This window comes from Ochrobactrum sp. Q0168, from assembly GCF_016427605.1.
In the GTDB taxonomy this organism is placed as follows: domain Bacteria; phylum Pseudomonadota; class Alphaproteobacteria; order Rhizobiales; family Rhizobiaceae; genus Brucella.
In genome coordinates this window covers 91,904-112,187 of the sequence record NZ_JAELXQ010000011.1, presented here as the reverse complement: position 1 = coordinate 112,187, position 20,284 = coordinate 91,904, and the positions used below count along the sequence as shown (strand labels likewise).

Genomic DNA, 20,284 nt, shown 5'->3' with positions numbered 1-20,284 from the left:
GGAGAAGCATAGTGTCGCTTGAAGGTAAGGTCGCGCTCATCACGGGAGCAGGTTCGGGGTTTGGCGAGGGCATGGCGAAGCGCTTTGCCGAGGGCGGCGCAAAGGTTGTCATCGTCGACCGCGACAAGGCAGGCGCTGAGCGCGTCGCAGGCGAAATCGGCGATGCGGCGCTGGCCGTGGCCGCCGATATTTCCAAGGAAGCCGATGTGGATGCGGCGGTGGAAGCCGCCTTGTCGAAATTCGGCAAGGTCGATATTCTCATCAACAATGCCGGCATCGGTCACAAGCCGCAAAATGCCGAACTGGTGGAGCCGGAAGAGTTCGACCGCATTTTGGGCGTCAATGTGCGCGGCGTCTATTTGATGACGCGCAAGCTCATTCCGCATTTCAAGAGCAATGGCGAAGGCGTTATTCTGAACGTCGCTTCGACCGGCGCTGGTCGTCCGCGTCCGAACCTCGCCTGGTACAATGCCACCAAGGGCTGGGTCGTATCGGTGACGAAGGCGCTCGCCATTGAACTCGCTCCGTCGAAAATTCGCGTTGTGGCGTTGAACCCGGTTGCCGGTGAAACGCCGTTGCTCACCACGTTCATGGGTGAGGATACCGAAGAAATCCGCAAGAAGTTCCGCGATTCCATCCCGATGGGCCGCCTGTTGAAACCCGATGATCTGGCTGAAGCGGCGGCTTTCCTTTGCTCGCCCGCTGCCTCTATGATCACGGGGGTTGCGCTCGACGTGGATGGCGGGCGCTCGATTTAAAAGTTGGAGGGATAGGGGAACCCATGGGTAACTTACTGAAAGCCGGGCTTATAACGGCTACGATGCTGGCATCGATCAACGGTGCCTTCGCGAAAGACACGCTGGTGGTCGGCGAAGTGCTGGAGCCGCCGGGTCTGGACCCGACCGCCAATGCCGCCGCTGGTATCCGGCAGGTTACCTATGCCAACCTTTATGAAGGTCTTGTGCGCATTGTCGAGGACGGCTCGGTGAAGCCGCTTCTGGCTGAAAGCTGGACCGTCTCCGACGACAAGAAGACCTATACGTTCAAGCTGCGTCAGGGCGTGAAGTTTCACGACGGCACGCCGTTCGACTGCTCGGTGGTGAAGTTTTCCTATGAGCGCGCCGTCGCTCCGGATTCCACCAATGCGCAGAAGGGCCTGTTTGCGCCGATTGAAAGCACGCAATGTCCTGATCCGGCGACCGCCGTTGTCACGCTGAAGCGCCCGACCTCGAACTTCCTGTTCAATATGGGCTGGGGCGACGCCGTGATGGTCGCGCCGAATTCGGCTGGCGAGAACAAGACCAAGCCGGTTGGCACGGGTCCGTTCAAGTTCAAGCGCTGGGTGCAGGGCGATCGCGTCGAGCTGGAACGCAATGCGGATTACTGGGGTGAGCCTGCAAAGCTTTCCGCAGTCACGTTCCGTTTTGTCAGCGATCCATCGGCTGCGGCTGCTGCCATCCTGGCCGGTGACATCGACGTGTTCCCGATGTTTCAGGCGCCTGAGCTGATCGGCCGCTTCAAGAGCGACGACAAGCTGCAGGTTGAAGTGGGCGATACGGCGGGCAAGGTTCTCTTGTCGCTGAACAATGCGAAAGCGCCGTTCGACAATGTGAAGGTGCGCCAGGCGCTGGCCCATGCCATCGACAGCAAGGCGCTGATCGAAGGCACCTATTCGGGCTTCGGCACGCCAATCGGTTCGCATTACTCGCCAGTCGATCCGGGCTATGTCGATCTCTCGCAGACCTATCCTTATGATCCGGCCAAGGCCAAGCAGCTTCTGGAAGAGGCTGGTGTTCCGGCAGGCACGTCGATCACCATCACGCTTCCGCCACCGGCCTATGCGCGTCGCGGCGGCGAGATCATCGCGGCGATGCTGGCCGAGGTCGGCATTCAGGTCAATCTGGTGCCGATCGAGTTTGCACAGTGGCTGGATCAGGTGTTCAAGCGGTCGGATTTCGACGCGACGATCATCGCCCATACCGAAGCGCGCGATCTCGATATCTATGCCCGCGACAAGTACTACTTCAACTACAACAACCCGGATTATAAGGCGCTTTACAAGTCTTATGCCGAGGCTGGCAGCGACGAGGAACAGCTCGCACTCGTCAAGAAGTTGCAGGAAAAGCTGGCCGCTGATGAACCGAATGTCTTCCTCTATGCGCTGCCGAAAATCGGCGTCTGGAACAAAAACGTCAAGGGTCTGTGGAAGAACATGCCGATCCCGGCGGACGATCTGACACAAGCCTATTGGGCTGACTAACAAAGTTCGCCCCGTCGTCTGTTCGGCGGGGCGATTTCATGCGGATGGCCGTGCACCCCAATAAGATAAGGGGAGGGCGTGCGGCGAGTTGGAATGTGGAAAGCGGATATCCGTCTTTTCAAGGAGGTCGCTTTGCTGGCTTACATATCCGGGCGGTTGGTCTCGCTCTTGCTGACGACGCTTGCGGCTTCCGTCATCGTCTTTCTGCTGATGCAGGTGCTGCCGGGCGACCCGGCAGCTGTGATCCTTGGCATCAATGCGCAGCCTGAAACACTCGCTGCGCTTCATACCCAGCTTGGCCTCGACCAGCCGATCTGGTGGCGCTATCTCACATGGATCGGCGGCTTTCTCAAAGGCGATTTCGGCACGAGCTATACCTATTCCGTGCCGATCAGCGAGTTGCTCGGACCGCGCATCATGGTCACGCTGCCGCTGGCGCTGTTGTCCATGGTGCTGTCGGTCGCGGTCGCCATTCCGGTAGGCGTCTATGCGGCGTCGAAGCGCGGCAAGACCGGTGATGTGCTTTCCATGGGCGTGGCGCAGGTCGGTGTCGCCATCCCGAATTTCTGGCTTGGCCTGCTTTTGATCCTCCTGTTTGCCTTGCAGCTCGGCTGGTTTCCGGCCTCGGGTTTTGCGGGTTGGGAAGGCGGTTTCTGGAATGGTATGCGCTCGCTGTTTCTGCCCGCACTGGCGCTGGCGCTCCCGCTTGCCGCCATTCTGGCCCGCGTGACGCGCTCCGCCGTCATCGAAACATTGGGTGAGGATTTCGTGCGGACCGCGCGCGCCAAGGGCCTGACACGCAAGGCGGCACTTTGGCGTCATGCGGTGCCCAATGCGCTGATCCCGGTTGTCACCATCATCGGCCTGCAATTCTCCTTTCTGCTGGCGGGAACCATCATCATCGAAAACGTCTTCAATCTGCCCGGCCTTGGAAGGCTGGTGTTTCAGGCCATCGCGCAGCGCGATCTCGTCACCGTGCAGTCGCTGGTGACGCTGCTTGCCGCTTCCGTGATCGCGGTCAATTTCATCGTCGATCTCGTCTATGGCTTCATCGATCCGCGCCTTTCGACGGGAGGCAGCCGATGAGCCCAGCAAAGCAAGACGCGCAAATCCTGCCGAAGCCCGGTATTTTCCGAACGGTGCTCTTGAGCCGCAGCCTGACCATCGGCACGCTGATCACCGTTATCCTGATCGCGATGGCGCTCATCTCCTTTTTCTGGACGCCCTATTCGCCGACGGGCATGAATTTCCGCGACAAGTTGCAGGGGCCAAGCCTCAACCATCTCTTCGGCACGGATAATTTCGGTCGCGACGTGTTTTCCATGATCATGGTCGGCGCGCGCAACTCCATCGCCGTGTCGATCATCGCTGTGCTGGTCGGCGCGGGGATCGGCATTCCGCTTGGGTCGCTTGCAGCGGCACGCGGGGGCATGGTGGACGGTTTCGTCATGCGCATGACCGATTTGGCGTTTGCCTTTCCCGCGCTGCTCACAGCCGTCATCATCACGGCTGTTTTCGGTCCCGGTGCCGTGAATGCGATGATTGCCATCGGCATTTTCAACATTCCGGTTTTTGCGCGTGTCACGCGCGGCGCATCGCTCGGGCTATGGAAGCGTGAATATGTGCAGGCGGCGCGTTGCGCCGGGCGTGGCGATGTGTCGATCACGCTTTTGCATGTACTGCCCAATATCAATCATGTGCTGATCGTGCAGGCGACGATCCAGTTCGCGCTCGCCATCGTCGCCGAAGCGGGCCTTTCCTATGTCGGCCTTGGCACCCAGCCGCCGATGCCAAGCTGGGGCAAGATGCTCAATGACGCACAGACCTTTATTTACGACGCGCCTTGGCTCGCCATTTTCCCCGGCCTCGCCATCACATTCGCCGTGCTTGGCCTCAACATGCTGGGTGACGGATTGCGCGATGTGCTCGACCCGCGCGTCAGGAGGCAGAGATGACAGCTCCCTTGCTTGAGATGGACGATATGTCCGTCGAGCTGCCCTTTGGCGCTCGTACGGCAGACATTGTCTCCGGCATCACGCTCACGCTGAACCGTGGCGAACGCCTCGGCATCGTGGGTGAATCCGGCAGCGGCAAGTCGATCACGGCACTTGCCGCCATGGGCCTGCTGCCCGAGCGTATGCGCGTGCGCGGTCGCTTGCGTTTCGACGGCGAGGATCTGGCGAACAAGCCGGAAGCGGAACTGTGCAAGATGCGTGGACGGCGCATGGCGATGATCTTTCAGGAGCCGATGACGGCGCTCAATCCGGTCAAGTCCATCGGTGCGCAGATTGCCGAAGGTCGCCGTCTGCATCTGGGTGAAAGCCGCGCCGATGCGGAGCGGGAAGCACGCCGCCTTCTGGATCGCGTGGGACTGCCAGCGCCGCGCTTCAATCTCGATCTTTATCCGCACCAGCTTTCTGGTGGGCAACGCCAGCGCGTGATGATCGCCATGGCGATTGCCTGCGAGCCGGACCTGCTGATCGCCGATGAGCCGACAACGGCGCTTGATGTGACCGTGCAGGCGCAGATCCTCGATCTGATGGATGAGCTGATCGACGAAACAGGCACGGCTTTGATGCTGATCACCCATGATCTCGGCGTGGTTTCGGAAATGACCGACCGGATCGCCGTCATGTACGCGGGCCGCATTGTCGAGACGGGACGCACGGAAGCCGTGTTCCACCGCATGGCACATCCCTATGCCCGTGGCTTGTTTGCAGCCTCGCCCCATGGTGCGGCGCTGGTGCGCAACCATGGTACGGGGCGTCAGCGCCTTGCCGCCATTCCGGGTGTTGTGCCGGACCCGCTGGCGCGCCCGCCGCATTGCACCTTTGCCGATCGCTGCGCCTTTGTGCAGGACGATTGCCGCGAGGCGATACCGGGTCTGGACTTCATCGCGGAGAATGATGGCATCGTGCATCGCGCCGCCTGCCTGCATCCGCGTGAAGGCGAGGTGGTGTCATGAGCAAGATGATTTTGCAGGTGCGCGATGTGGTGCGCGAATATCAGCTTCCACGCGCATCGTTCTTTTCAAAGCCCAGCGCGTTGCGCGTGCTGCATGGTGTGAATGTCGAGATCGAAGCAGGCCAAAGCCTTGGCATTGTCGGCGAAAGCGGTTCAGGCAAATCCACGCTGGCGCGTGCCGTGATGGGGCTGGAACGCCCGCAATCGGGTCAGATTCTCATCAACGGGCAGGATATCTATGCGCTGGATCGCTCTGGCCTGCGCGAAGCGCGCAAGGGTTTTCAGGCGATCTTTCAGGACCCTTACGGTTCGCTTGATCCGCGCCATACGGTGAAGCGGATTATTTCCGAGCCGATTGTATCGCTGGAAAGCGGCACCAGTTCCAAAGAGCGCGATGACCGCGTGGCGGAAGTGCTGGAAGCGGTTGGTCTGCCCAAAGCATCGGCGGAAAAATATCCGCATGAATTTTCCGGCGGGCAGCGCCAGCGCATCGCCATAGCGCGCGCGCTGATCACCAAACCGGCGCTGATCGTCGCCGACGAGCCGGTTTCCGCGCTCGACGTTTCCATTCAGGCGCAGGTCTTGAACCTGATGATGGATTTGCAGGAAAAGTTCGGCCTTTCCTATCTTTTCATCAGCCATGACCTCGGCGTGGTGCGCGCGATTACCGACCGTGTTGCGGTGATCTATCGCGGCAATATTGTCGAGCAGGGGCCGACCAATGCGGTGTTCGACAATCCGCAGCACGACTATACGCGTGCGCTGGTCGATGCCGTGCCAAAGCCTTTCTCCGGTCGCCGCAAGCGCGTGCGGCGATCCGATGCCACACTGAAATTGCCTGAGTGATTTGAGGAAATATCCAATGTCGAATCTTGCCGATTTGTCAGCCGTCGAACTCGTGGCCGCCTATAAGGCGAAGTCGCTTTCGCCGGTCGAGGTCACGGAAGCCGTCATCAGCCGCATCGAGGCCTATGAGCCGAAGCTGAATGCGCTTTGGGCCTATGATCCGGATGCGGCGCGTGCGGCGGCCAGGGCCTCGGAAGCGCGCTGGTCGAAGGGGGAGCCTGCCGGTCCCATCGATGGTGTGCCGCTGACGATCAAGGAAAATATCGCAACCGAAGGCACGGCGGTTCCGCTCGGCTGCGCCGCCCTGCCGTTGAAGCCTGCTAGCGCCGACGCGCCGCCTGCGGCCCGCACGCGCGAGGCTGGGGGCGTGCTGCTCGCCAAGACGACGATGCCCGATCTCGGCATGTTGTCATCGGGCCTGTCGAGCTTTCACAAGCTTGCCCGCAATCCGTGGGATTTGAACACCAATCCGGGCGGTTCAAGCGCCGGTGCTGGCAGTGCGGGTGCCGCCGGTTACGGCCCGCTGCATATCGGCACCGATATTGGCGGTTCCATTCGTCTGCCTGCCGGCTGGTGCGGTCTGGTCGGTCTGAAACCGTCCTTCGGGCGCATTCCGATCGATCCGCCGTTTCTCGGTCGTGTTGCCGGTCCGATGACCCGCACGGTGGCCGATAGCGCGCTTTACATGTCGGTACTGTCGCGGCCAGACCGTCGCGACGCCATGAGCCTGCCCTATCAGGACATTGACTGGATGAACCTTGATATCGACGTCAAGGGTCTGAAAATCGGCCTTTGGCTCGATGCCGGCTTCGGCGAACCGACCGGCGATGAAACCCGTGCTGCCGTTGAAGCTGCCGCGAAAGCTTTTGCCGATGCGGGCGCGATCATCGAGCCGGTTGCGCCATTCCTCAATCGCACCATGATCGACGGTCTGGATCGTTTCTGGCGCGCGCGGTCGTGGTCGGATATCAAGAAGATGACGCCGGAAAACCGGGCGAAAATCCTGCCGTATATCTATCAATGGACCGAGACGGCGGAAGGACTTTCCGGCGAGGAAGTTTATCTCGGCTTCGCGCAGATGGACGCCATGCGCAATGCGGCGCTCGCCGCATCGAAGGATTTCGACTTCATCATTTCGCCGACTGCTCCAATGCCGACCTATCCCGCGGAATGGGCGTCTCCGATCAACGATCCGCAGCGTCCGTTCGAACACATCGCCTTCACCGTCGCGATGAACATGTCGGAACAACCGGCGATCTCGATCAATTGCGGTTATACATCGACGGGGCTGCCGATCGGCTTGCAGATTTTCGGCCAGCGTTTCGACGATCTGGGCGTGTTGCGACTGGCAAAGGCTTATGAAGATATGCGGCCTGCGCAGCGCCCTTGGCCGATTTTATAGATTCCGCCTCTGGCTGCCTGCAAATGGCGTCGCTCTGTGCTTCCGGTGCTCATGTACGTTAAGTACACTCCGCTCCGGTTCTCGAGCGCCACCATTTTCGGCTACCCATAGACGGAATCATTCGCGTCGCAAAAAAAAGGCCGCTGCACGCGGCCTTTGCTATTTACCGGGCCTGAGCGGCGCGCGTTCCTTATAGCGATCTACCGCCGTCAGCTTCTGGATCAGCGGCTCGGCGTCGCGCCAGCCGTAGATTTCGGTGCGCAGATAATCGAGTTCGGCGTCGAGTTCCTCTTCGCCGATTTCGGTCCACCATGATTTCGGGCGACCGTCGCTGCCATCCGACCAGCGATAGCGGCGCTCCTTCAGCTTGTCCTTCATCTCGAAGGGGCTGTTTTCCGCATAGATGCGCAGGCGCGATTTCTGGCTGGCTATCAGCAGTTCGGCAAAGGGCGTGGTCTCGCCCGACTGTTCCTTCAGCACGGCGAGCAGCGCGTGGCAATCATCTTCGGCGCGGTGTCCATTATGGAAATAACCGCTCTGGCCGATCAGATAGCCAAGCTTGGTGCCTTCGAAGCCGCGCGCCGTCCAGTCGATTTCCTTGACCGAACAGGCCCATGGCTTGTTGGCGAAGACCCGCGAAAACCGCTCCAGAAAGGGGCGGTCGAAACCGGCATTATGCGCGATGATCAGATCGGCATCGGCAATCAATGCTTCGAGCTTCGCCAGCGGAATTGTCTGGCCCTTCACCATTTCGTCGGTGATGTTGGTGATGCGGGTAATGTCTGCCGGGATCGGCTTCGACGGTTCCTGCAAGGCACTGATGGTGGCGCAGACATCGCCAATCGAACCATCGTCGGCATAGCGAAAGGCGACGGCGCCGATCTCGATGATTTCTTCCTGCGCGGCATTCAGCCCGGTCGTTTCCGTATCCACCACGACGCCGAGGCGCGGAAAGGCTCTCGTGTCGGCATCGGGCACGACGGGCAGGGGATCAAGGCGGCGCAAAATGCGATAGCGTCCGCTCTCCTTCAGCTGACGCACCATTTCGGCTTCGTTCAGCGCGGGTGCCTTGCCTATCTCCCGCTTGGGCTTCGCGCGGGCAGGACGCAGCTCCGCCCGTTCTTCTCCTGCCTTCGCAGCGGGAGCAAAAAGGTCGAACTGGTGGCGCATCGAAATTCTCCGCGAGAGCATTACCAGCGCGTCTGTCGGACGGCTTTGCGTTGGAAATGCAGGACAACAAACAGAGCGGTGCCAAGCCGAATTTGGGCTGGGGGCGTTCGCATAGCATGGCTATAGGATGGCATCTAGCCTTTTTCAGACCAAGCCTTCATTCGCATTAGTAACAGGTAATAATGGCCGGAAATCGCTTCAAGCGCCCGACGCTTGACTTCGACGAGCAATATCTGGGGATAAATATCATGCGCTTATCTAACAATAGAATTCAGCTTCTGCACCGAGGTCATTGTTTACAATTTTTTATTAGCGGTTCCTTTATTTCAATATACGAATAATTTATTCTGTAACCATTAATTGAGCGACAAAAGTTAATTTGACTTATATGTGCAATTGCACTTCCAGATGGGCGTCACTACTTGTTGAATTATAATTCAATCGATTATTGGTTCGGCTACTCGTGAAAATTGTTCCCTCTTTGCTGATCATGCTGTTTGCGGTCGCGATGACGAGTCTGTGGGTGCTCGACAGGCGGCGAAAGCACATGCTGCTGTTCGGCCTGAGCTTTGCAGCATTTTCGCTTGGGCATTTCGTGCAGGTTTCTCCGCTTCTGCCGGATCTGCGGCGGACATTCCTCTTGGCGACCCTGCTGCAACTCGCTGCAGGCTGGCTGTTCTGTCAGGCGGTGATGGTACGGCTCGGGCGCAGTTTTCCGCCGAAGACCGCGTCGCTGATCACCGTTTCGACACTGGCTGCCGTCAGCCTTCTTGCTTGGCAGGGCGCGATCTACAGCTATCTTGTCGTTGCCGCCAATATCGGTCAGGGAACGCTGGCCGCCGTTCTGTGCTTGAAAGCCCGTCGCATGCCAAGTGACCGGTGGATCGAAACGGCGTTGCGTCTGGTTCTGGCGGCGCTGGCGGCGCATTTCTTCCTGCGCAGCATCTTCACGATCCTCATGCTCGATGATGTGATGAGTTCCAGAGAATTGCTGTCCTTGCACTATTGGTCATGGGTCACGGTTGCCGCGTCGATGGGCGGTGTTCTGCTTGGTCTCTTCATTCTGACCGTCGCCGCACTCGATATTATCGACAAATTGCGCAATGAACGGGATGCCGATCCGCTGACGGGTCTTCTCAACCGGCGCGGCATGGAACTGCGCGCAAGACGCAAGCTGGCGAAGGCTCCGCCGGACGCGACCCATGCAGTCATCATTGCCGATATCGATCATTTCAAGGCGATCAACGACCAGTTGGGCCATGCAGTGGGCGACCGTGTGCTGATCGAATTCTCGCATCTGCTTCAATCGCTGGCCGGAAAGGATGCGCTTGTCAGCCGTGTCGGTGGAGAAGAATTCGTTCTGCTGATCACGGGCAGCGCCCAGCAATGCGAACGCTTTGCAAAGCGGCTCTGCAATCAGGTCAGTCGCCATGCATTTGCGGCGTTGCCGAGTGACCGCCATGTAACATGCAGTTTCGGCATTGCCATGCTGCGTCACGACGAAAAGCTATGGGAAACGGTGTCCCGCGCTGATCTGGCGTTGATGCGTGGCAAGCATCGCGGGCGCAATCGCGCGGTGACCGAGGGCAATGAATTCCCCGAATTGTCTGGCAATGCGCCGACCACTTTTCGCCTGACGGGCTGATGCTGTTTTCCTCTTCCGAAGAGGAATTATCAGTCAGACGCCGTTCGTAAAGACTTTGGTTACCATAATTCGCCATGCTGGAAGCGACCATTGCGGTCACTGCTTCGCTTCGGCCACTGCTTTGCCATGTCCTCTTCGCTTTTTTGCCGAACTGACATGCGAGGCGAGGCCAGAAGTGGGGCCGCGAAGTCGAATTCCAGTCGGGTTAGTATCATGGCGTGTGTGACAGAAGTGTATGGCCACGCGGCTCCGCGTAGCAGCCGCATCAGCGTTCCGTTCAGTTTGCGTGGCTTTCTGCGTGTAACGGCTTTTGCCGCGACAGGTCTTGTCGCAGGCGGCTGGATGCTGACCACTCTCGGCACGCTTGAAACGGTCATTCCCGCATTTGCGCCGGTCGCTCCGGTCATGCGGCGCATTCCGGCAGCCATGCCGCAGGCGCTGGCTCTTGTCGACCAGACCCGAACGCCATCGCGCAAAATGCGCGAAAGTTTCATCAAGGCTTATACGGCGGATGCTGCTTATTCCAACCTCGACTGGCGTCGCAACAAGGTGACCGATGATCAGCCGATCATTGCCGATATCGGCCCGAATTCGGTGATCGAGCCAAAATCCGTAGACGTTGCTTCGCTGATCGAACCCCGTGCGGACCGGGTTAAGCTGCCAGAGCCGGTTGCAGTTGCTTCTGCTGCCACGGTGACGGACAAAATGGGTGGTGCGGGGGAACCTTCGACAGCACCCGTTGCGGCGCTTGGCTATGCCAGCGCGCCGCAAACGCCTGCCGCACTTGTCGCGTTGGCCCAAATCCAGCCGCAGAGCCAGTCCGGCATTTTGCCACTGTCGCAGGCTGAAGAAGCCGATGCGGAAGGCGCTGACACGCCAAATCTACCGGTCGGCAATGCGATACCGTTGCCGCAATCCGCGCCCGACCAGAAAACGGATATGGCAGCTGACGACGACACCGATCGCGATATGTTCGTGCCGGACGATGTGCCTTTGCCGGGCGCCAAGCCGCCACTGCGCGCCTCGCGGATGCATCCGAAGACGCAGCTTGCCTATGCGCCAGAAAGCGGCCAGACAGACACGCCAGAGCCAGGTCTTTTTAGCCCGCTCATCAATCAGGCTGCGCGCAGCCGCGTAGCCATTTATGACATTTCCGCCGCGACCGTCTATTTGCCGAGCGGCGAGAAGCTCGAAGCCCATTCGGGCATCGGTCGCATGCGCGACAATCCCACCTATGTGAACCAGAAGAACCGCGGCCCGACGCCGCCGCATAGCTATAATCTGCGCATGCGCGAGGCGCTGTTCCACGGCGTTGAGGCGATCCGCTTGACACCGGCTGACGGTAACAACCGCTACAATCGCGACGGGCTTCTGGCGCATACATTCATGCTGGGACGCAACGGCGATTCCAATGGCTGCGTGGTGTTCCGGGATTATCCGCGCTTCCTGCGCGCCTTCAAACGCGGCGAGTTCAACAAGCTCGTCGTGGTGCCGCGAATGTCCTCGTCCAAGCCGGCGCGCATCGCTTCACTTTTCTGATCGAGGCATTTTCGCGCAAAGAATTTCCGGTATCGGCGGAACGCACGAAAAATTGCCCCCTATAATATTGCAGGGGCAGCGGGAACTGATAGAAATCCCGCGTTGCAATTCTTCGGAGACATCTTTCAGTGAAGCTCTATTACAAAGCCGGTGCCTGCTCGCTCGCACCGCATATCGTTCTCAGCGAAACCGGCCTGCATTACACGTTTGAAGCCGTGGACCTGAAAACCAAGGTCACCGCCGGCGGCGCTGATTTTCTGGCGGTCAATCCGCGTGGCGCCGTTCCGGCCCTGGAACTCGAACCGGGCGTCGTGATCACTCAGAACGCGGCCATTCTGCAGTATATCGGCGATCATTCGGATGTTGCATCGTTCAAGCCGGCCTATGGCACGATGGAACGCGCACGGCTGCAGGAAGCGCTTGGCTTTTGCGGCGATCTGCACTCTGCTTTCGGCGGTTTGTTTGCGCCGAACCTGACCGAAGAAGCGAAGGCGGGCGTGCTCGCCAATATCACGCGCCGGATGGGCCAGTTTGAGGCTATGCTGGTGGAAGGCCGCAGCTATTGGCTGGGCGAAGAACTGACCCAGGCCGACGTCTATGCATCCGTCGTGCTCGGCTGGGGAGTGGTGATGCAGGTCGATCTAAGCGCCTATCCGAAGGCGCTCGCCCTGCGCGAACGCGTCATGGCGCGTCCGGCGGCGCAGAAAGCGCTGAAGGAAGAAGACCTAATCTGATCGCCTTCCACAAAGGGCAGACAGTAACGCGATTCCCGTGGGTTACGGCTCACGGGGGTCAGAAAGCATAACCGAGCTGATGAGCTCAGGGTGCTTTCATCTCTGCTTTTGAAGTCGGGGAACTAAATGGCGGAGAGAGAGACTGTCGGATTCATAGAATCTCCTAAAATATTCAATAAAATCAACAATATAAAAATCACCCCCATAAAAAAATTGTAGCAAGTTTTGTAACAATTGTTGAGAGCATGATTTGCAGAAAATCGCGTCTCTAGAATTTGATTTTGGTTCAAAAATAGTGGTATTAAAAAACGTGGTTTAAACCGCGTTTTCTTTTGATTTTTAATTCGGTGGGGCGATGACTCGATTCAGTTTTGTAATGTCAGTAGCGGTTTCAATGGCTGCATTCTCAATCTCGGTTCCGGCTTTTTCAGCCGAATTGGACAAATCCATTATAGGTACATGGAAGGGACCGCACGTTGAGAGCTGCCAAGCTTTACGCGATCAAACAGCGGATGATTATCTCATTTTGGGCAAAAAGAGCTTAGAACGCCACGAGGGTAGCTGCGTTGTTATGAATTATTCCCGGAAGGGAAAAAGCCATGCGCTTCAATTCCTATGCGAGACGGAAGGCGAGTCGGTTCGCGGCAGCATGAAAATAACCGTCCTGAATGCGAACAAAATCTCGATAGCGGGAGCCGGTCAGTATGGTCGCTGCAAGTAAGCTCATTTGGTCAATCGGATTGGCTGCGATTGGCATTGTGATCACGGGTTCGGCCCATGCGCAGTTTTTCTCAAGTGGAGGTCGTTCCGGCTACGCATCGGAACTGTTTCTTCAAAAAGTCGAAAAGGCAGGAATAGAAGACAATTATATCGCGACGGTGATCACCTATGACAATCGTGCGCAGAAAAAGACCAGCGATTTCGTTGTCAATTGCAATCAATATATGCCGCAGGTTCTGACCAGTGATAATATCAATCATTCCATTGATATAAAGAATGACCCAAGCAGCGCCGGAAAAACGATTTGGGAGTTATGGCATGCCGTCTGCAAGAAAGACTTTGCCAAAATCTCAAAGAGGCCACCCCTTCAGGATAATCTTGCAAAGGTCGATATAACGACAGAGCCCGAATTCAACGGCACTCCGTATTCCCTGCATTATCAGTCGTTGGATTATTCAAAAAATCTGTCGAATATGGTGAAGGTGGACGCTTTTGAGGCTAGAAAGAAGCTCTTCGATACCGCCTACATTCATTGTGACGAGGACAGCGCCACCGTCTATTGGAAGCGGCAAAAACTACTGATCGGCGTTAATGATGCTGTCGAGTATGATCTGAATTCCAAGATCAAAGACGAAGAACTGATCGCGCTTTCAAAAAATCTCTGGAATGGTGCCTGTAAAACCGTCTCGACCAATGTCACAGGTCAGGGATATACGCCACAAGAGGTCTCATCAGACGAAGGTAATGAGCCTGAAATTGCGGCTCCGCGACCAGAAGCCATTTCCAAACCCTCTAGAAACAAAACTCCGAAGAACGCGGAGAAAGCTATCTCCGAAGCTTATGAAACCTACATGCTCACGAAACTGTTTTGTGAGTATCACTATGCAGGTGACAGGCAACTTGCCCCGCTGAAGACGAAACTGAAGCAACTTGATGCGGTCGCAAAATCACAGAAAATCGACGTTGACGCGCTTTGGCAAAAGGCCACGAAGACGTCTGAAAATGATGCTAACTACAAGCTTATGCAGGCCTACAAGGCGTTTCCAATCGAATATCAAGATCGCATCAAGTTTTCGAATGGTTGCGAGCAAATGACTCGGTTGCTTTCTGCGGGAATTGACCGCTATCTTGCTGAAAGCAGCGGCGGGAAAAAAACGGATACCGAGAAAGACTTCTAAAATTCTTCCTTCTCCCGGAAGCCCTTTCTTCCGGGTGGCAGCGTACTTCTATCGTATTCCATTCCTTCGACATCTTCGAAAAAATCGCGAACCCGACATTGCAGGCCAATGGAAATCTTCTCCAAGGTCTTCACTGTCGGGTTTTTTGCGCCTCTTTCTAGATGACCGACATAAGCACGCTCAACACCTGAAATCAGCGCGAGCTCATCCTGCGAGATTCCACGCGCTACGCGGATACGCCTCAAATTGATTGCGATTTGTTCCTGAATTTCCATTGGCGAACAAAAACACCTTGGATTTCCAATCACCACGTATTAATAAACGTGGTGTTTTCAAACGTGTTTTAAAAGAACACATTGATTTGACGTTTGCTTTTGGGGGATAAATGTACAGGAGATTTGCAGGCATTTGCCTTGCCGCAATTGCATTAACTGCATGTGATCAAAACGTTTCCGCGAAACTTTATGTCCGCGATGTCCAGGATATCACGTCGTCTACAGCCGCAACTGGGATACCGGTCGATCTAACAATCGAAATCCTTGAATCTGGATTGGTTCAGAAGTGCGAAAAGGCAGAAGGACAAGAACTGGTTGAGGCTGTCGCAGCGGTGTTTGAGAAGGCTTCTCTGCTCGGCTGTGAAAGAGTTTCCGGAAGTCTGAACGACCGAATGACAATCAAGGCGACGACCTCCCTTTTCTCCGTAAATGGGGATCAAAACATGCCGATTAGTAACCTATTGGCTTTTCAGGCTGCAAAAGCGGACGATGGGTCATCCTCAGTGCATGTTCGATTCAATCCCGAAAAATATGAAGAAGTCCAGAAGCGGTTGCGTCGGGTGAACTCCATGGCGAGCATTAAACTGACAGATGCTTCTCTTTCAATTGTGGTTACAAACGACCTTCGAGAACCCGCGACCATTATCTATTCCCGGGGCGTTTTTATCGATGGTCATCCAGCGGATATCCCTCTGCAACAGCAACTGAATCCGCGTCAAGAAGCCACGATTAAGCTTGGAGATGTCAAGTTCACGCACCTTGCCCAAAAAGGCTTTGCGCTTGTCTTCGGCATCGATAAGCAAAGCAATCAATCTACCTCAAACTAAAGGAATTGAAGAATGCAAAAAGCAGGCGGCGTAATTGCGCTTGTTGCGGGGATTTTTGGTGTCTTCGCAGCTATTATTACACTACTAATTGGTGGTGTCGGTGCTGGTCTAGAAGCAGAAGGCGCTTCGCAGGTTGTCGGGCTTGGCTGGGGTGGCGTTGGATTCTCATTTCTAATCATCGTTCTTGGTGCCGTTGCTCTCGGTGCAAAGGGCAGACTTCCCGGTATTCTGCTGATGGCCTGTGCTATCGCAGGCGCTATTCTTGGCGGCACTATCGTCGCCATCTTTATGGCTCTGGCTTTCGTTGGCGGGCTTATTGCGACTTTCGGAGCGAAAAAACAGGCCCCGAAAGCCGTCGCCTAAAACTGTATGTAAATTGATAACTGCCCGCGAGGTAATCGGGGGCGGTTTTTTTTAATAATTGTGCTCAAAGCAGTCAATGCGCTGGTGAAATCTAGCAATACGGATAAGCAGGCAGTCGTTGAGTTTATCTGGAGAGATTTGCGGATGTCTTCTCGAAGGCGAAAGCGAAGTCCAGAGGCGATTGTGCGTCCTTATGGGTTTAAAGCGATTTCGACAGTCCAGTCATCAACAGACGATGCAAAGATCGTAAAGCTGTGGGGACGCGCAACAATCGCTGCTATGGCCTAGCGGTGCTAGTATTGATCATTGGAAGCATTGATGTTGAATATTAGTTCTGCAGACTGCTGCTCGTTATTCTGTTCGTCGCGATGGCAAAAGAAATAAAATCGACCGACAAGAAGCTCAATCATGTTTTATATAAAGTAAAAATTATCGTATATTGAGTTAAATATTGAAAAAAGATAACAATAAGAACTTATGAAATATACTAAAAATTTCGTCAGGTGTGATAATGTCGTCATTAATTTATAATTTAACGCTTTCTATATTAAATTATTATTTATCTTAATTAATGGAGATGGTTTTATTGATGGAGAAATATATCTATTTTACAATTAATGCGCACCGTCCAAAAAAGAGACGGTGCGCAAAAAAGGGTGCCTTGAATGAGAAATAACATATTAAACAATTGCGACTTCAGTAGCCTTCAAGGCCGCCAACTGCTGATTGCATTCGTTTAGGAATTCAACCCATTGTTTTTGCTCTGGAATTTTACACTCTTTAACTGCATTAAAACACTCCTCATAAAATGTATTAACCTTTGCGGTATCGCCATGACGGCCAAAAACCCCGCTTGGCTTGTCCAGCAAAAGGTGGAGAAAGGTGCTATCTGATAAGATTTCCTTTGTTTTGGGTGCGTTCGGACTTGGTGCCGGATCAAAGTATAAATCTTTATTATCAGAAGCATAAACGAAATAGAATACCAAATCCATCAATCTAGCTATCATTAAATATGGGTCTATTTGAGATTTATATGGATGTTCTGGAAAGCCATTGTCTATAATTTCTTCAGGGCAATCCCTTTTATAAGCTTTCGCTATAATCAAGAATTTCATAGGATCGGTTAATATCTTGGGAGCGCTCTCAATAAAGCCATCCGAAAGATATTCGAATGTACATAAACCGCACCAGAGTACTATAGAAAGTTCTCCTTCTAGGTTTTTCCAGTCTCCCGGTCGGGCATAGTTTTCTCTGTACATTATATCGACAAAGTCTAAAATATCAGAAAACAAGGAACCAACCGACTTGAGTCGAAACACGGGAGTAAGCTCTCTCGGAATATGAGAGGAACCGGGTCCTGAATTATAAACTATATTAATATCTGAGGTGTCATTGTGTAGTTCACCGCCGGGCTTAATGCCCGCGTTGAGAATTCTCCAGAATTCGGAGCACACCCAATTCCGTTCAAGAAAGCGACGTCTCTCAAGTAATAGCCCGCCAGCGACTGCGATATCGCCTAGACTTCTTCGGTTCTCGATAAAGTTCTGAACATCTAGCTTTGCTGCAATACCTGCCCAAAGAAAGACAACTGTATTCCAACGGTCTGAAAGGCAATGTTGGTCCAGCGTAAATCGATCCATACGTGTCCCGTTCACTGCGATTTGGATACCATCATTGCACGCTTGTGCAACTAAGAACTCCCCTATGGATTTGTGGGCAAATGTGTATTGTCCTGGTCCAATCAGAAGTCCAGAGCGCTCCCGCAAATGATCTAATACAGCGCGCGCGTCTGACGCAATCGCTTGATCAGAAATATAGTTGGATACCCAATCAAATACCTCTTCTTCATCCGCAGCATCTATTTCAAGAGAAATCATATTCACGGCTATAAGTTCGAGAACTTTCTTCTTCTGCTCTTTCGTAAGAGCTACTTTGGGTTCGTCTAACTCTTTATTGATCTCCCAGAGACCAAGCATCCCGTCGATATACCTTTCATACAGCTTTGATCTATCGTCTGGCAATTCCCCGTCCATATGATGGACGATCAAAAGCGTTGAGAGTAACAATGGGTTGCCGGTTAGAGGTGCGAGAGTCGTATCACTCAGCCATTGTGCAGCCAGTTCCTCTGGACGCTGTTTCTTGGCACCTGTCATAATTGCAGGGCCATACTCCTGAAAATTTGAAATGTACTGAACGACCCGACTTTGATCGAAAGCCAAGAGCTTCATAGATCGCCAGTTCTCAAATCCATTTAGCCGGTCTAAATGATCCGTAGAAAGTGGGCGTGACGTAACAATAACCATTAAACCTGGATGAGCTTGAGGGAGCGCGGTAATCCACTCTAAGTATTTTTCCCGTTTAGATTCGCTAATCTCATCAAACCCATCGAGTATTAGTATAATTTTTCCTTCTGAAGCCCACATTCCTACTTTTTGCGTTGATACACGGTCCTTGAATGCTGGCGATATTACAGACAGAATACTATCTGTTAGAGTTGGAAAATCTCCCTTTCTGTTTATTTGACGCAACGGCATTACGATAGGCAAAAACGTATCTGTGGAGCTAAGTAGTTTGGAGTTTATCCAAGCAGAGAAAGTCGATTTTCCTGCTCCTGCAGGTGCTACAATCGTAAAGCTATTTCCAGAAAATAACTGCCTTTTAAAAGAATCAAAATCATTGTACTTTATTATATCTATCCCTTTAACCTCTCTTTCCATGGATAAATCCATTTCGTTACATTTATCTTCTAAAAGCAATTTGCTTTGCTTAATAATACTCTCGTCAAATGCAGGAAATACGAAAAGTTTGTCCAGCTCGGCTTGTGGAACGGCAGACTGTCTCAGGCCATGGATGCTTGTTTTGAGTGCAATACTTGCAGCGCAATGATTTCGTACGATATCGAATACATCGTCCGATTTGCTTTGCGTCGAGACGACTTTCTGCATCAAACTGTAAACTGATCCTAAAGTTGCCTTGATATCTTCGGTTTGAGAGAAAATGGTCTGGAATGATGTTTTTTCCCAGTTCTTAAGTACTGGGGGCACCGAGACGGCTAAATCGACCAAAGCACGTAATAATGTGTCTAAAGCGGCGGAATGCGGCTGAGTGTTCGCAATGCACTCCAATCCTGCCTCCGTTTGTAAAAGGTCGTTTACAATTTTCTCAGTGATCAATCCTCGAGCAGCCGCAAAATTTGGATTCTCGATCAGCCATTCCACCAGTCCTTTCGCGGAGCTTCCAACTCTCTCTACATCTTCCGTTGACATTCCTTCTGCACTGAAGAAAACAGACATTGGCTCCATTACGGCAATTACAATTTCGTCGATTTTCGAGGCAAGTTTGCGCTTTTCGAAATAGTCCAGCGCTTTGTCCATTTGTCGGTCAAAAGCTTTATTTGCTACTGCTGTACCAAGGAATAGTAAGCATTCGGCTATAGTGATCGCCATAGAATTTACCCCCGCCTAACCCGTTTTGTCGATTCTGGGCCGATATTGAAACAAGACGCTTGAATCACACAAGATTAATCATTGTTTGCGCGGTCGTTTATGATCCTAAGTTGTGGAGGAGGGCAGAAGACTCAATTTTTCATCGGGAATAAATTGAGCGCGTGGAGGGTATACCTCTAGCGAACCAGCTCTATGCTGGTTCGATAATTGCCATTTACAACTCAAAACGAACCGAATATAAAAGAACCACCTAGAACGAACTAATGGTGGTTCAATGTTCCTGCGCGCCTATCTGAGAGCCTCTACGAAAGAACAAGACGCTAACCGGGCAAAGGACGATCTGATTGCCTTTGCCAAAGAGCGCAGTTTGAAGGTCGCTGCATTTTATATCGAAAATGAAAGCGGCGCGTCGTTGGATCGTCCGGAATTGTTTCGACTGCTTTCCGATAGTCAGCCGGGTGATATCCTTCTCATTGAGCAGGTAGACCGATTGAGCCGCTTGAACGCCAGTGATTGGGAAAAGCTGAAGGTAGAAATTCGAGCTAAACAAATTCGGGTTGTCGCGCTCGACCTGCCAACATCATGGTCAATGGCTTCGGAAAACACCGATGAATTTACAACTCGGATGTTTGAAGCGATTAACGGCATGCTGCTGGATATGATCGCTGCCATTGCCCGTAAGGATTATGATGACAGGAGGCGGCGACAGAAGCAGGGTATCGCCAAAGCTAAGGCGGACGGCAAATACAAAGGCAGGCCTGAAAACACGTCTCGGAATGCTGCACTTTTAAAGATGCTCGAAAGCGGCCAAAGTTGGAATAGCATAATTGCGGCTACAGGTTGCAGTCGCTCAACACTTTCAAAATTACGGAAATCGGTGTCAGCTTAGAGGCGGAATTGAGGCCCGATCCGCAA

Annotated in this window: 17 protein-coding genes; 14 read left to right on the top strand and 3 right to left on the bottom strand. The window is 53.9% G+C overall.

The annotated features are described in order from the left end of the window. Nucleotides 1–11 precede the first annotated feature (11 nt). From JAU75_RS17605 to JAU75_RS17575, 7 genes are all read left to right on the top strand, one after another. Nucleotides 12–758 carry an SDR family oxidoreductase gene (locus JAU75_RS17605; RefSeq protein ID WP_199057769.1) on the top strand — a complete coding sequence of 249 codons (747 nt, stop codon included), beginning with the start codon at nucleotides 12–14 and terminating at the stop codon, nucleotides 756–758. Between the two features lie 23 nt (nucleotides 759–781). Then, nucleotides 782–2,260, top strand: a complete 1,479-nt coding sequence (locus tag JAU75_RS17600) for an ABC transporter substrate-binding protein (protein ID WP_199057768.1) — start codon at nucleotides 782–784, stop codon at nucleotides 2,258–2,260. Between the two features lie 132 nt (nucleotides 2,261–2,392). Beyond that, the gene (locus tag JAU75_RS17595) at nucleotides 2,393–3,346 is read left to right on the top strand and encodes an ABC transporter permease (RefSeq protein WP_199057785.1); all 954 of its coding nucleotides are present in this window, start codon (nucleotides 2,393–2,395) and stop codon (nucleotides 3,344–3,346) included. Then, a complete protein-coding gene (locus tag JAU75_RS17590) occupies nucleotides 3,343–4,215 on the top strand; it encodes an ABC transporter permease (protein ID WP_199057767.1) in 873 nt (290 codons plus the stop codon). Before JAU75_RS17595 ends, JAU75_RS17590 begins: the two co-directional genes overlap by 4 nt. Continuing rightward, nucleotides 4,212–5,225 (top strand): ABC transporter ATP-binding protein, encoded by a 1,014-nt coding sequence (locus tag JAU75_RS17585; RefSeq protein ID WP_199057766.1) that lies wholly within the window; start codon nucleotides 4,212–4,214, stop codon nucleotides 5,223–5,225. Before JAU75_RS17590 ends, JAU75_RS17585 begins: the two co-directional genes overlap by 4 nt. Then, nucleotides 5,222–6,070 (top strand): ATP-binding cassette domain-containing protein, encoded by an 849-nt coding sequence (locus tag JAU75_RS17580; RefSeq protein WP_199057765.1) that lies wholly within the window; start codon nucleotides 5,222–5,224, stop codon nucleotides 6,068–6,070. The genes JAU75_RS17585 and JAU75_RS17580 overlap by 4 nt, the downstream gene beginning before the upstream one ends. 16 nt (nucleotides 6,071–6,086) lie before the next feature. Then, nucleotides 6,087–7,472 carry an amidase gene (locus tag JAU75_RS17575; protein WP_199057764.1) on the top strand — a complete coding sequence of 462 codons (1,386 nt, stop codon included), beginning with the start codon at nucleotides 6,087–6,089 and terminating at the stop codon, nucleotides 7,470–7,472. A gap of 159 nt (nucleotides 7,473–7,631) precedes the next feature. Here JAU75_RS17575 and JAU75_RS17570 read toward each other — a convergent pair whose 3' ends face one another. Next, nucleotides 7,632–8,642, bottom strand: a complete 1,011-nt coding sequence (locus tag JAU75_RS17570; protein ID WP_199057763.1) for a 3'-5' exonuclease — start codon at nucleotides 8,640–8,642, stop codon at nucleotides 7,632–7,634. Nucleotides 8,643–9,105: 463 nt separating this feature from the next. On the opposite strand from JAU75_RS17570, the gene JAU75_RS17565 reads away from it, so the two are divergent. The 4 genes from JAU75_RS17565 (at nucleotide 9,106) to JAU75_RS17550 (ending at nucleotide 14,458) form a co-directional block, all read left to right on the top strand. Next, entirely contained in the window at nucleotides 9,106–10,287 is a 1,182-nt protein-coding gene (locus JAU75_RS17565) for a diguanylate cyclase domain-containing protein (protein WP_371836199.1), read from the top strand. Nucleotides 10,288–10,500: 213 nt separating this feature from the next. Then, a complete protein-coding gene (locus JAU75_RS17560) occupies nucleotides 10,501–11,826 on the top strand; it encodes a tlde1 domain-containing protein (RefSeq protein ID WP_247880527.1) in 1,326 nt (441 codons plus the stop codon). A gap of 128 nt (nucleotides 11,827–11,954) precedes the next feature. Continuing rightward, nucleotides 11,955–12,560: a glutathione transferase gene (gene gst / locus JAU75_RS17555; protein ID WP_199057761.1), complete on the top strand. Its 606-nt coding sequence runs from the start codon at nucleotides 11,955–11,957 to the stop codon at nucleotides 12,558–12,560. A gap of 704 nt (nucleotides 12,561–13,264) precedes the next feature. Further along, nucleotides 13,265–14,458 carry a hypothetical protein gene (locus JAU75_RS17550; RefSeq protein ID WP_199057760.1) on the top strand — a complete coding sequence of 398 codons (1,194 nt, stop codon included), beginning with the start codon at nucleotides 13,265–13,267 and terminating at the stop codon, nucleotides 14,456–14,458. Here JAU75_RS17550 and JAU75_RS17545 read toward each other — a convergent pair. Continuing rightward, the gene (locus JAU75_RS17545; protein WP_199057759.1) at nucleotides 14,455–14,733 is read right to left on the bottom strand and encodes a helix-turn-helix transcriptional regulator; all 279 of its coding nucleotides are present in this window, start codon (nucleotides 14,731–14,733) and stop codon (nucleotides 14,455–14,457) included. The genes JAU75_RS17550 and JAU75_RS17545 overlap by 4 nt on opposite strands. Before the next feature lie 110 nt (nucleotides 14,734–14,843). Here JAU75_RS17545 and JAU75_RS17540 point away from each other — a divergent pair, with 110 nt between their 5' ends. Then, nucleotides 14,844–15,560, top strand: a complete 717-nt coding sequence (locus JAU75_RS17540; RefSeq protein ID WP_199057758.1) for a hypothetical protein — start codon at nucleotides 14,844–14,846, stop codon at nucleotides 15,558–15,560. A 12-nt stretch (nucleotides 15,561–15,572) separates the two neighbouring features. Further along, a complete protein-coding gene (locus tag JAU75_RS17535; RefSeq protein WP_199057757.1) occupies nucleotides 15,573–15,923 on the top strand; it encodes a hypothetical protein in 351 nt (116 codons plus the stop codon). A 680-nt stretch (nucleotides 15,924–16,603) separates the two neighbouring features. Here JAU75_RS17535 and JAU75_RS17530 read toward each other — a convergent pair. Continuing rightward, nucleotides 16,604–19,369, bottom strand: a complete 2,766-nt coding sequence (locus JAU75_RS17530) for an NACHT domain-containing protein (protein ID WP_199057756.1) — start codon at nucleotides 19,367–19,369, stop codon at nucleotides 16,604–16,606. A gap of 274 nt (nucleotides 19,370–19,643) precedes the next feature. On the opposite strand from JAU75_RS17530, the gene JAU75_RS17525 reads away from it, so the two are divergent. After that, nucleotides 19,644–20,258 (top strand): recombinase family protein, encoded by a 615-nt coding sequence (locus JAU75_RS17525; protein WP_199057755.1) that lies wholly within the window; start codon nucleotides 19,644–19,646, stop codon nucleotides 20,256–20,258. Nucleotides 20,259–20,284: the final 26 nt, after the last annotated feature.